General features: G+C 62.7%; 11 protein-coding genes and 1 tRNA gene. All 12 read left to right on the forward strand.

Features of this window, described 5'->3' with window-relative positions:
* Positions 1-2 precede the first annotated feature (2 nt).
* The 12 genes from I6L38_RS09740 (at position 3) to hypE (ending at position 12710) form a co-directional block, all read left to right on the forward strand.
* Positions 3-1721 (forward strand): NADH-quinone oxidoreductase subunit C, encoded by a 1719-nt coding sequence (locus tag I6L38_RS09740; RefSeq protein ID WP_049047265.1) that lies wholly within the window; start codon positions 3-5, stop codon positions 1719-1721.
* Between the two features lie 9 nt (positions 1722-1730).
* Positions 1731-2297 carry a formate hydrogenlyase complex iron-sulfur subunit gene (locus I6L38_RS09745; protein WP_201882738.1) on the forward strand — a complete coding sequence of 189 codons (567 nt, stop codon included), beginning with the start codon at positions 1731-1733 and terminating at the stop codon, positions 2295-2297.
* Positions 2297-3112, forward strand: coding sequence for an NADH-quinone oxidoreductase subunit B family protein (locus tag I6L38_RS09750; RefSeq protein WP_005301886.1), 816 nt, complete (start codon positions 2297-2299; stop codon positions 3110-3112). The genes I6L38_RS09745 and I6L38_RS09750 overlap by 1 nt, the downstream gene beginning before the upstream one ends.
* Positions 3105-3518: a formate hydrogenlyase maturation HycH family protein gene (locus I6L38_RS09755; RefSeq protein WP_151286377.1), complete on the forward strand. Its 414-nt coding sequence runs from the start codon at positions 3105-3107 to the stop codon at positions 3516-3518. The genes I6L38_RS09750 and I6L38_RS09755 overlap by 8 nt, the downstream gene beginning before the upstream one ends.
* Positions 3518-4027 carry a hydrogenase maturation peptidase HycI gene (hycI, locus tag I6L38_RS09760; RefSeq protein WP_216989492.1) on the forward strand — a complete coding sequence of 170 codons (510 nt, stop codon included), beginning with the start codon at positions 3518-3520 and terminating at the stop codon, positions 4025-4027. Before I6L38_RS09755 ends, hycI begins: the two co-directional genes overlap by 1 nt.
* A 193-nt stretch (positions 4028-4220) precedes the next feature.
* Positions 4221-4312, forward strand: a tRNA-Sec gene (locus I6L38_RS09765).
* A gap of 268 nt (positions 4313-4580) precedes the next feature.
* Positions 4581-6017, forward strand: coding sequence for an L-seryl-tRNA(Sec) selenium transferase (gene selA, locus I6L38_RS09770; protein WP_216989493.1), 1437 nt, complete (start codon positions 4581-4583; stop codon positions 6015-6017).
* A gap of 4 nt (positions 6018-6021) precedes the next feature.
* Positions 6022-7905, forward strand: coding sequence for a selenocysteine-specific translation elongation factor (gene selB, locus I6L38_RS09775; protein ID WP_216989494.1), 1884 nt, complete (start codon positions 6022-6024; stop codon positions 7903-7905).
* Positions 7902-10340, forward strand: coding sequence for a carbamoyltransferase HypF (gene hypF / locus I6L38_RS09780; RefSeq protein WP_201882746.1), 2439 nt, complete (start codon positions 7902-7904; stop codon positions 10338-10340). The genes selB and hypF overlap by 4 nt, the downstream gene beginning before the upstream one ends.
* A 5-nt stretch (positions 10341-10345) precedes the next feature.
* Positions 10346-10597 carry a HypC/HybG/HupF family hydrogenase formation chaperone gene (locus I6L38_RS09785; protein ID WP_025201567.1) on the forward strand — a complete coding sequence of 84 codons (252 nt, stop codon included), beginning with the start codon at positions 10346-10348 and terminating at the stop codon, positions 10595-10597.
* Entirely contained in the window at positions 10591-11709 is a 1119-nt protein-coding gene (gene hypD, locus I6L38_RS09790) for a hydrogenase formation protein HypD (protein ID WP_201882748.1), read from the forward strand. The genes I6L38_RS09785 and hypD overlap by 7 nt, the downstream gene beginning before the upstream one ends.
* Positions 11706-12710, forward strand: coding sequence for a hydrogenase expression/formation protein HypE (gene hypE, locus I6L38_RS09795; RefSeq protein WP_201882749.1), 1005 nt, complete (start codon positions 11706-11708; stop codon positions 12708-12710). The genes hypD and hypE overlap by 4 nt, the downstream gene beginning before the upstream one ends.
* The last annotated feature ends 18 nt before the right edge of the window (positions 12711-12728 follow it).

Below are 12728 nucleotides of genomic sequence, written 5' to 3' on the forward strand. Positions count from 1 at the left end.
GCATGACCATCGCCATTTCGGATCGCATCGGCTGCGACTACATCCAGCAGGTGCGAGCACAACTGCCCCACGCCATCGTCGACGAGGAGTGGCAAACCGCCGATCAGGCCACCATTACCGTCAAGCCCACCAGTCTGGTCGAGACGGCCAGCCTGATCTTCCACCAGCTGGGGGGCTGGCTTCCGCTCTCCTTTGCCAATGACGAGCGCAGCCTCAACGGCCACTTCGCCGTCTACCACGTCTTCTCCATGGAGGGCGACACCAAGTGCTGGATCACCGTCAAGGTGCTGGTGGATGCCGATACCCAAGAGTACCCCTCCATCACCCCGACCATTCCGGCGGCGGTATGGGGTGAGCGGGAGATCCGCGACATGTACGGCCTGCGCGCCATCGGCCTGCCGGACGAACGTCGTCTGGTACTGCCGGACGACTGGCCGGAGGATATCCACCCGCTACGCAAGGACGCCATGGATTATCGCCAGCGCCCTATGCCCACCACCGACACCGAGACCTACCCCTTCGTCAACGAGCTGGGCAGTGATGCCAACCGCATCGTGCCGGTCGGCCCGCTGCACATCACCTCGGATGAACCGGGCCACTTTCGTCTGTTCGTCGATGGCGAAGACATCATCGATGCCGACTACCGCCTCTTCTATGTCCATCGCGGCATGGAGAAGCTGGCGGAAACCCGCATGGGCTATAACGAAGTGGCCTTCCTGACCGACCGGGTCTGCGGCATCTGCGGTTTTACCCACAGCGTCGCCTACACCACCTCGGTAGAGAACGCCATGGGTATTGTGGTACCCGAGCGGGCCAAGATGATCCGCGCCGTGCTGCTGGAGGTGGAGCGCCTGCACAGCCATATCCTCAACATCGGCCTGTCGAGCCACTTCACCGGTTTCGACACCGGCTTTATGCAGTTCTTCCGGGTGCGGGAGAAATCCATGACCCTGGCCGAGCTGCTGACCGGCGCCCGCAAGACCTACGGTCTCAACCTGATTGGCGGGGTACGCCGCGACATCTTCAAGGAAGATCGCATCAAGGGCGCCCAGCTGGTGCGGGAGCTCCGTGATGAGCTCAAACCCCTGGTGGCCATGCTGCTGGATACCGCCAACATCTCCTCCCGCCTCATCGGTATCGGCAAGCTCGAGCCACAGATTGCCCGTGATTTCAGCTGCGTCGGCCCCATGGTGCGGGCGAGCGGCTTCAAGCGTGACGTGCGCCGGGTTCACGACTTTGCCGGTTACCGCGAGCTGCCGATGGAGATCCAGACCAAGGCGGGTTGCGATGTGCAATCCCGGGTACTGGTACGCATCCACGAGCTCTACGACTCCCTCGACATGATTGAGTTTGGTCTTGAGCACCTGCCGGAAGGGCCACTGCTCACCGAAGGCTTCACCTACCAGCCGGGCAAGTTTGCGCTGGGCTTTACCGAAGCGCCCCGCGGCGAGAACGTCCACTGGAGCATGACCGGGGATAACCAGAAGCTGTTCCGCTGGCGCTGCCGCGCCGCAACTTACGCCAACTGGCCCGCCCTGCGCTACATGCTGCGCGGCAATACCGTGGCGGATGCACCGCTCATCATCGGCAGTCTGGATCCCTGCTACTCCTGTACCGACCGGGTCACCCTGGTCGACCCTAAGAAGGGCAAATCCACCGTGGTCTCCTACAAGGAGATCGAGCGCTACGGCATCGATCGCAAAAACTCTCCGCTGAAATAAGGGGTCATCATGATCAAGCTGTTCAAGACCATCCTCAAGGCTGGCACCCCGACCGCCAAGTACCCCTTCGCCCCTATTGATGTGAACCGGGATTTTCGCGGCAAACCCAAATATCAGGCGGATCAGTGCATCGCCTGCGCCGCCTGTACCAAGGCCTGCCCGGCCAATGCGCTGGTGATGGAAGTGGACATGGAGACCGGCGAACGGCGCTGGGAGATCTCCATGGCGCGCTGCATCTTCTGCGGCCGCTGCGAGGAGGTCTGCCCGACCCGCGCCATCGCGCTCTCACCCGAGTTTGAGCTGGCGGTGACCAACAAGGCGGATCTCTATGAGGAGGCCCGCTTCGCGCTGGCCCCCTGCACCCTGTGCGGCACCTACTTTGCCCCGAGCAAGCTGGTGGCGCTGGTGGAGGACACCCTCAAGCAGGCGGGCACGCCGCTGGCTCGCGATGCCAAGCCGCTGGCGCCGCCAGAGCGGCTGCACCACTGCCCCGACTGCAAACGAAAGCAGAGCATGCTGAGCCAGCCTGACTCGGCCCTGATCACACCGATAGCCACACAACAGGAGTGGATGTGATGAGCAAGATCAAAGGCATAGAACCGGTTGTCGGCCATGCCCATACCCGCGCCGTGCCGTTGGCACAGGATCCCGAGATCACCAAACTCAAGAAGACCCTGCTCAAGGACATTCGCCGCTCGGCCTATGTCTACCGGGTCGATTGCGGCGGCTGCAACGCCTGCGAAATCGAGATCTTCGCCACCATCACCCCGCTGTTCGATGCCGAGCGCTTCGGCATCAAGGTGGTCGCCTCCCCCCGCCACGCCGACATCCTGCTCTTTACCGGCGCGGTGACCCGGGCGATGCGGGTGCCGGCCCTGCGCGCCTACGAGGCGGCGCCCGATCCCAAGATCTGCATCGCCTACGGCGCCTGCGGCTGTGATGGCGGCATCTTCCACGACCTCTACTGCGTCTGGGGCGGCACCGACAAAATCGTGCCGGTGGATGTCTATATCCCGGGCTGCCCTCCGACACCGGCGGCTACCATCTACGGCTTTGCCGTGGCGCTCGGTCTGCTTGAGCAAAAACTCAAAGCCACCAGCCACGAGGTGCAACCGGGTGAGCGGGTCGAACTGCGCCACACCGGCATCCCCAACGAAATTCGGGTGATGATCGAACGCGAAGCGCGCCGCATGGCCGGTTATCGGCAGGGGCGGATCATCGCCGACGAGTTTATGGCCCTGCTTGAAGGGGCGACCCAGCAAGATGTGGATCTGCGTATCCAGAGCTACCTCGATCAGCACGACGATCCGCGTCTGGCGGAGATCGTCAACAACCTCGCAAACGCCTGCCTCAACCGGGCAGCCGGCAAGGGAGAGGCGGTGCATGGCTGACGAGGTTTTTTTCTATCGCCTCTCGCGCAAGTTCGTCGACGAGCAGTTCGACGTGCCGGAAGAGGCCAAGGAGGTGATGTACTACAGCCTCGCCATCGGCCACCACCTCGGCATCGTCGATTGCCTGCGAGCAGACCTGGTCTGCTCGCTGACCGGTTATCGCGACTGGGTAGCCAAGCTGCCAGAGGGGAGTGAAGCGCGCCGCAAGATGGAGGGGTTTCTCACCTTTGGCGAGATCACCATCTATCGCGAGCACTGCCATATGCTGGCTTGCGCCTTCGACCGGCTGCGCAAAACCGACAATCTACTCGATGAGCAGGAGCTGGGCTGGACCAACACCTTTATGGATCAGCTCACCGCCCTCTTTAACGACCCCCATATGTACCTGATGGTAAGGAGCCGCTGATGGGCTGCAATCTCGTGTTGACCGTGGGCAATGCCATGATGGGGGACGACGGTGCCGGCCCCTATCTCGCCGACAAGCTGCAGGCCGCCCCCCTGCCCGGCTGGATCCATATCGACGGCGGCATCGCGCCGGAAAATGTGGTCTACAAGGTGCGGGAGCTGCAACCGGAGCGGGTGGTGCTGGTGGATGCCGCCGAGATCGGCGAGAAGGCGGGAACCCTGCAGGTGATCCCCCCCGAGACCATCGCCGAGATGTTTATCTTCTCGACCCACAATATGCCGCTCAATTTCCTGATCGACGAGCTCAAGACCTTTATCCCCGAGGTGATCTTTGTCGGGGTACAACCGGCCATCGTGGCGTTCTCCTTCCCGATGACCGAGATGGTGAGCGAGGCGATGGATTATCTTTATCAGCATCTTGATGCCGCCAGGGATGCCAGCTTGTTAATAAAGAGGCTGGACCAGTGGAATATCACCAACGCGGAGTCAGATTATTTGCCAGCTTGTTAACAGCAGCGTTGAATTATCCAGATAAAGGTATATGGAAACGCCCGATGTTAAATTAAAAACATCGGGCTAATTGCCATGAAATTGATATAAATCAACGCGTGGACATTTTTCATAAAATCGGCCAACTTGCTATTTTTAAACATAAAAAAGCGTTGCCAGTCACGGAAAATTGCCACAAAATGGTGGCCATTGCGGAAGCTGATGGGGTCTGGTGGCCTCCTCGGTCTTCAAAACCGATGAGAGCCGAGAAGGCTTTGGCAGGTTCGATTCCTGCCTCTTCCGCCAAATTTCATATATTGGAGAGAAACCGTCAATCATGTTTCAGGCTGGTTGACGACTGTTTCACTTATTGTTCTAACAAGGCGCCTGCCGCATTGCCAATATAATCTGAATGCGCTCCAACACGCTTATTACTCTGCTCAACAATTAATTTATCCATTCGCCTTTTTTATTAATTCATGAATGGTGGACAGCAGCAAACAAGCAGCGTCGAAGCGGCCTTCCCCGGCAAGGCGGCGTGCATGTCACTCCCACGCACAGCCCGGGTCATCCCATGCCAACTCCGTCTGACGTATCCTCCCTCGCCTCCAGCGCCTCTTATGCCGCGACTCCAGCAAACCAGCGTCGCTTGCCACAAGTGGAACAGCTGCTGCAGCAACCTTTTCTCGCCGGGTTTATCGAGGCGCTGAGCCGCCCGCTGGTGACCCAGGCGGTGCGCGACACCCTGAGCGAGCTGCGCCAGAGCGAGGCGTTTCGCCAGCACGGCGTCGCCCCCGAGCAGATCGAGGCGCTGATTGCCAAGCGCTGCCAGCAGCAGCTGCGCCAGCGTCAGACCCGGGTGATCAACGCCACCGGCACCCTGGTGCATACCAATCTGGGGCGCTCGCCATTAAGTAGCGATCTGTGGGACGAGGTGCGCGACCTCAACACCGGCTACAACAATCTGGAGCTGGATCTCGCCACCGGCAAGCGCGGCGGGCGCAAGGGGCTGATCGCCCCCCTGCTCCGTTGCCTCACCCAAGCCGAGGATTCACTGGTGGTCAACAACAATGCCGCTTCGCTCTTTCTGTTGCTGCAGGAGGTGGCCAAGGGGCGCGAGGTGATCGTCTCGCGCGGCGAGCAGATCCAGATTGGCGGCGGCTTTCGCATCCCCGACATTCTGGCCCTCTCCGGCGCCAAACTGGTGGAGGTGGGTACAACCAATATCACTACCGCCAAAGATTACCTCGATGCCATCACCGATCAGACCGCGCTGGTGCTGATGGTACACAGATCCAATTTCGCCATTCGCGGCTTTACCGAATCTGCCGACATCGGCGAGCTGGCCCGCGCCCTGCCCGAGCAGGTAGTGCTGGCGGTGGATCAGGGCTCGGGCTTGACCACCGAGGAGTTTGCGCCGGACGAAACCTCGGTGCGCCAGTACATCAAGGCGGGGGTGGATCTGGTCTGCTACTCCGGCGACAAGCTCTTGGGCGGCCCGCAATCGGGCATCATCAGCGGCCGTGCGGACCTTATCAAGCGGTTGGAAAAACACCCCATGATGCGCACCTTCCGCTCGAGCCGCATCATCCACTCCCTGCTGGAACGCCTGCTCATCCACAAGCTCAACAAATCCCCCGTCGGCGAGGGCATTGCCCAACGGACTTTAAGCAACCCGGCCGCCATGCAGGCGAGAGCCTCCCAGCTGATGGAAGCCCTACCCGGCTGCTTTGTGCCGGTTCCCGCCCAGCTGGTGGTGGGCGGCGGCACCTTGCCGGACGAGTTCTACCCGGCGCCTGCGCTGGAGTGCACCGACCCGCGTCCGGCCCAACAGTTGCTCGATGATTTGCGCGAACTGCCAGTACCGGTCATCGCCACCGTGCGCCAGCAGAAGGTGCTGCTCAATATGGCCACCCTGCTCGACGAGGACATGGGGCTGCTGATCGCCCAGCTCAAAGCGCTGCTGTTGCCCGCCCCGTTCAATGCAACAAATGCGACCGAGGAGCCCTGATCCCATGACCCCCTATCGCGCCGTTATCGGCCTTGCCGGCCATGTGGATCACGGCAAGACCTTGCTGATCAAGGCGCTCACCGGTATCACCACCGCCCGCGCCCACGAGCAGGCCATTGGCATGACCCAGGATCTCGGCTTTGCCCACTTTGACGACGGTCAGGGCAACACCATAGGCGTCATCGACGTGCCCGGCCACGAGCGTTATATCCGCAACATGGTGGCTGGGCTCTGGAGTCTGGATCTGGTGCTGCTGGTGATTGCCGCCGACGAGGGGTGGATGCCGATGACCGGCGATCACCTGCGCCTGCTCAAGGCGATGGGGGTGCCGCGCCTCTTGGTCTGCATCAACAAGTGCGATCTGGTCTCCCCCGACGAGCTTTTGCTGTTGGAAGAGAGCCTGCTGGAGCGGGTGATGGACGAGAGCGGCATGGTGCCCGATATCGTCAGCGTCAGCGCCAAGACCGGCGCCAATATGGCTGCCCTGCACACCGCAATCGTGCGCCAGCTGGGGGATATGGCCGAGCATCATGCCCCCCGCGAACAGGCCGCCCCGCGACTGTATGTGGACAGGGTCTTTACCGCCAACGGCACCGGCACCGTGCTCACCGGCACATTGCAGCAGGGCAGCCTCAAGGTGGGAGACAAGCTGCGCCTCTACCCCGCCGATCGGGAGGTGCAAATCCGTTCCCTGCAGGCCTATCACCAGAGCGCCGACGAGATTGGCGCCGTCTGCCGGGTGGCGGTGGGCCTGAAAAAAGTGCCCCACAAGGAGGTGGCCCGCGGTCACTGCCTCACCAGCCCTGCCGGCCAGTGCGAGGCGGCGACCCACCTTATCGTGCGGCTAAATGAGGTCGGCGGCAGCATCCGGGAACAGCGCAACCGCGAGGTTGAAATCGCCCTCGGCAGCTGGCATAGCCGGGCCCGTTTCGTGCCCATCAAGGATACCCGGCTGGCACGGCTGATCTTTGCCAGCCCCATCCCCTGTTTCTTTGGCCAGCCGCTCGCCATCATTCGCCACGGCAGCAGCGAACTGCTGCACGGCGCCCGCATCGTCTGGTGCGGTGACATCCACCCCGCCAAACGCAAGGCGCTGCACGCCCTGCTGGGCGAGCTGCCTGATGAGCTGGAGTGCTACAACCCCGCCACCCTGCAACTGGGGCTCAACGGCTATGTGCTGGCCAGCCGCTTTGACCAGCGACCCGAGCTGGTCACTCCCCTCGGTGAGTGGCTGCTGGATAGCTGCTGGCTGGCCCAGAGTCGCGACCAGCTGCTCGCTACCCTGGCCAGCGAACCGCTCAGCGCTGCCGAGCTGGCAACCCGCTTTGGCATCGCTCTGCCGGTCACGCAAGCCCTGCTCCAGCAGCTCAAAAGCGAGCAGCTGATCCGCCTTCACCATGACAAGTGGCAACCGGGCAGCGGCGAGTCGGAAGATGATCTGGGGGAAGAGGCGCAGCTGGTGCTCAAGGTGGTGCGAGATCAAGGCAAGGAGGGTTATGAGCCCGGTAAACTGGGCCCCGGCGGCGTGGCGCTGGATCCCTTTATCACCCGCAAGCTGCCCACCGCCCTGCAGCAGGGCTTGCAGCAAAAAGGCGCGTTGCAAAAGCAGCTGCGCAATCTGGCGCGACTCAAGTATCTGGTGCAGCTCGATGGCCCCATCTACTACGACGCCGAGCTTTACAACCAGATGGTCGCCGCCGTGCTGGCGGGCCAGCAGGTGGGAGATCTGATCGACATGGCATCCCTCAAGGAGATCACCGGCTTGTCGCGCAAATACGCCATTCCGTTCTGCCTGCGCATGGAGATGGATGGCTGGGTACGGCGCGAGGAGAACGAGCGCCGGGTGCTGCGTCTGCCAGCCACTCAAGATGAGATGGAGCTGGCATGAGCGCCACCATCGCCCCCTCTGGCTCTTCCAATCCTGTGGCCAACCGGCTGCGCCGCGAATTTCATATCGACGGTATAGTGCAGGGGGTCGGCTTTCGCCCCTTCGTCTATGGGCTGGCGCTGCGCCACGGCCTTGCCGGTTATGTGTTGAACGACGCGAGCGGCGTCACCATAGGTGCCGAAGGATCACCCGAGCAGCTCACAGCCTTTACCCGCGAACTGCGGGAACTGGCGCCGCCCTTAAGCCGAATCGATCACTTCAGCGAGCGGGAGCTGCCCCTTGCTCATGATCCCGACTTCGATGGCCAATTTCATGGCCAGTTTCGAATTAAAGCCAGCCAGCAGCAGAGCGCGGCCACGGTCGCCATCTCGCCGGATCAGGGGATGTGCGAGGCGTGCGCCACGGACGTGGCCAATCCCAACGATCGCCACCACCACTACCCCTTTACCAACTGCACCCACTGCGGCCCGCGCTACACCATCATCCGCCGCCTCCCCTACGACCGCCCCCATACCGCCATGGCGGGCTTTGCCATGTGCCCGCGCTGTGCGGCGGCCTATGAAGACCCGCTGGACAGACGCTACCACGCCCAGCCGGTAAGCTGCCCCGAGTGCGGGCCCCATCTGACCTGGCGCAGCGGCCACGGCGATGCGCTGGCCGAGCGCGAGGATGCGCTGCACACCGCCGCCCGCGCCCTGCAAGCGGGAGCGCTGATTGCGGTCAAGGGGATGGGGGGTTATCACCTGATATGTGATGCCCGCAATGAACGGAGTGTGGCCAGATTGCGAACGCTCAAGCGGCGCGCGCGCAAGCCGCTGGCGGTGATGATGGGCTCCCTTGCCGAGGCCAAACTGCATGTCACCGGCTGCGAGGCAGAGTGGACGCTGCTCGCCTCTCAGGCCAGACCCATCACCTTGCTGCGCAAGCGCATTAACGATGATCGGCTCTCAGAATCCCGACAGTCAGCCGCGCCGCTGGCCGAGGAGATTGCCCCCGGCATCCCCTACCTCGGCGTCATGCTCCCCTATACCCCGCTCCATCAGCTGCTGCTGGACGCCTGCGCCATGCCGCTGGTGGCCACCAGCGCCAATGGGCGCGGCAGTCCCATCCTTGTCGAGTGCGAGGCAGTGGTCAGGGAACTCGGGGGCGAGATTGACGGCATCCTGGATCACAACCGCCCCATCCTGCACCCGTGCGACGACAGTCTGGTGCAGTGGGCAGGCGGGCGGCGCCAGACGTTGCGCCTCGCCCGGGGCTATGCCCCCTGCACTCCCAGCCTGCAAGAGGCGGTCCAGGTGCCGCTCTTGGCAGTCGGGGCGCAGCAGAAGAACCAGCTGGCGCTCGCCTTCGGCCGCCAGCGCATCTACAGCCCCTATATCGGCGATCTGCACAGCCTGCCGATGCAAGAGCACTTCGAGCAGACCCTGGCGACCTTTCGCGAACTCTACGACCTCAAGCCAGAACTGCTGGTCTCGGATCGCCACCCCGGCTACCTCAGCCATCAGTGGGCCAAGGGCTATTGCCAGGATCAGGGTGCAACCCATCTCGAGGTGCAGCACCATCACGCCCACCTGCTGGGGGTGATGGCCGAGCGCGACATCACGGGCCCGGTGCTGGGTGTTGCCTTCGATGGCACCGGCCTTGGCGATGACGGCACCCTCTGGGGCGGCGAGCTGCTGATCGCAGACATTAAGGGCTTCGAGCGGGTTGCCCACCTCAAACCCTTCAAGCTGATCGGCGGCGAGGCGGCCATCCGCGAACCGGTACGTCAGCTGCTGGGGCTGCTGTTTGAGTCGTATAGCATGGAGGAGATCAGTGCCCTCGATATTCCGGCGATCAAGCAACTGCCCGCTGGGCAGATCAACAATCTGCACCAGCTCTGGCAGCTGGGTCGAAACGCCCCCCATACCAGCGCCATCGGTCGGCTGTTCGATGCGGTGGCGGCGCTCTTGGGGGTGATCGATACCCCGGATTACGAGGGCGAGGCTGGACTCCTGCTGGAGGCGACTGCCTTGCAGCTGGCCCCCGATGAACAGCCCTTCCCCCTCGCCTTTGATCTCAGCCAATCAGCTGAGGGGCCACTGCAGATCCAGTGGGCAGAGCTCATCCATACCCTTGTCAACGAGTGGTGCCAAGGTACCCCCACCGCCAGCCTGGCTGCCGGTTTTATCCGCGCCATCAGCAATCTGGTGGTTGCCCTGGCCGGGCGCGTCCCCGGCTATCCGGTGGTACTCGGGGGCGGCGTTTTTCAAAACCGGGTGCTGATGGACCAGCTGGTGCCCGCTCTCGAAGCGGCCGGCCGGGAGGTATTGACCAGCGAAACCCTGCCGCTCAATGACGGTGGCATCGCCGCCGGTCAGCTCTGGTTTGCCATCCACCATCTTGCCACGCACCAGCCTGTCACAACCGGTTGTGCCACCTTGTCGGAGTCCTGAAATTCATGTGTCTATCTATTCCCTCTCAGGTGGTGCAACTGCACCCCGAAGATAACTGCGTCACCGTCGACACCCTGGGGGTGCAGCGGCGCGTCAGCTGCATGCTGCTCGAAGAGCCTCTCCAGGTAGGCGACTATGTGCTGCTCCATATCGGCTTTGTGATGAGCAAGATTGACGAAGCGGAGGCGCAGGCCAGCCTCGAGAGCTTCCGCCAGATGGTGGCCCTGATGCCCAACCAGGATATCTTGCCATGCTGACCTTGAATGACCTGTTTCAGGGCTTTCGCCAGCCCGAGGTGATCCGTGCCCTCGCCGCCCAGATCACTGAACTCGCCAACGATCTGCCCGAGCCGCTGCGGGTGATGGAGGTGTGCGGCGGCCATACCCACACCATCATGAAGTACGGCCTGCACCAGCTGTTGCCGGCCAGCATAGAGTTTGTCCACGGCCCCGGCTGCCCGGTCTGCATCATGCCCAAAGAGCGCATCGATCAGGCCATCGAGCTGGCTTGCCAACCGAACGTCATTCTGGTCACCCTGGGGGACATGATCCGGGTGCCGGGCTCCAAAGGCACGCTGGCCCAGCAGCGCGCCAAGGGGAGCGATATCCGCCCGGTCTATGACCCCCTCGATGCCCTGCGTATCGCCCGTGAAAATCCGGACAGCACCGTGGTCTTCTTCGCCATCGGTTTCGAAACCTCCACCCCGATGACGGCGGCGCTCTTGGCAGCAGCCGAAGCTGAGGGGATTGAGAACCTCTTGTTTCATATCAACCATGTGCTGGTGCCGCCCGCCATTCACGCCGTGATGGCCGACGGGGTGGCCAAGGTGAACGCCTTTATCGGCCCCTCTCACGTCAGCGTCATCACAGGTGCCGATATCTACCTGCCCATCGTCGATCGCTATCAGGTGCCCGTGGTGGTGAGCGGTTTCGAGCCGGTGGACGTGATGGAGGCGCTGCTGATGATGGTGCGCCAGAAGGTGGAGGGTCGCTACGCGCTGGAGGTGCAGTACAGCCGCGCCGTCACCGCCAGCGGCAATAAAGCGGCCCAGCAGCTGGTTGAGCGCTTTTTCGAGACCCGCGAGCACTTTCGCTGGCGGGGCCTTGGGGATATCAATGCCTCCGCCCTGCGCCTGCGCGATGCGTTTGCCAGGCGCGATGCGGAGCGCCACTTTGCGCTCAATCAGACTCCCATCGATGACCACAAGGCGTGCCAGTGCGCCGATATCCTGCGCGGCCTGGCCAAACCGAACCAGTGCAAGGTCTTTGGCCGGGGCTGCACCCCGACCCAGCCCATGGGCAGTTGCATGGTCAGCTCCGAGGGGGCCTGCAATGCCTACTACCGATATATGGGGATCCAGGAACGATGAGAGAAATCCAGTTAAGCCACGGTGGTGGCGGCGTCGAGATGAACCAGCTGATCAATCAGCTCTTCTTTCGCCACTTTGGTAACGAGATCCTGCTGCGCGGCGAAGATGCCGCCCTGCTGCCGGTGGAGGGCCCCGTTGCCTTCACCACCGACAGCTTCACCGTCTCGCCGATCTTCTTTGAAGGGGGCGATATCGGCAAGCTGGCCATCGCCGGCACGGTCAACGATCTCGCCATGATGGGGGCCAAACCCGAGTATCTGAGCTGCAGCTTTATCATCGAGGAGGGCCTCCCCTACGCCGACCTCGCCCGCATCGTGGAATCCATGGCCCGGGAGCTTGCCAAGAGCGGTGCCCGCATCGTCTGCGGCGACACCAAGGTGGTGCCCAAGGGGGCGGCGGACAAGATCTTCATCAACACCAGCGGGGTCGGCAGCTTCCCGCTGCCAGAACAGAGCCGGGGCATTTCGGTGCGCAATATCAAGGCCGGTGACGCCATCCTGGTGTCGCGGGATATCGGCAGCCACGGCGCCTGCATCCTGATGGCCCGCGACGCCCTGCAGCTGGGCTCGGATTTGCAAAGCGATTGCACCACCCTCTGGCCGCAAGTAGAGGCGCTGCTAAAAGCGGGTATTACCCCTCACGCCCTGCGCGACGCCACCCGCGGTGGCCTTGCCGCCGTGCTCAACGAGTGGAGCAGCGCCTCTGGTGTTGCCATCGAGCTGGAGGAGTCCGCCATTCCGGTGTGCGATCCGGTGCGCGGCCTGTGTGAGCTCTACGGTTTCGAGCCCCATGATCTCGCCAACGAGGGGACCATGGTGCTGGCCCTGCCTGCCGAACAGGCGCAGGACGCACTGGGCATCTTGCGGCAATTCAACCCCGCCGCCAGCCAGATCGGCGTGGTGCAGGCGAGCGATCGCCACAAGGTGATCCTCAACAACCCCTGGGGCAGCCGCCGTTATCTGGAGCTGCCGCAGGGGGAGCTGCTGCCGCGGATCTGTTGAGCAACCATGCCGTTCCGT

The organism is Aeromonas sp. FDAARGOS 1408 (genome assembly GCF_019048665.1).
In the GTDB taxonomy this organism is placed as follows: Bacteria; Pseudomonadota; Gammaproteobacteria; order Enterobacterales; family Aeromonadaceae; genus Aeromonas; species Aeromonas dhakensis.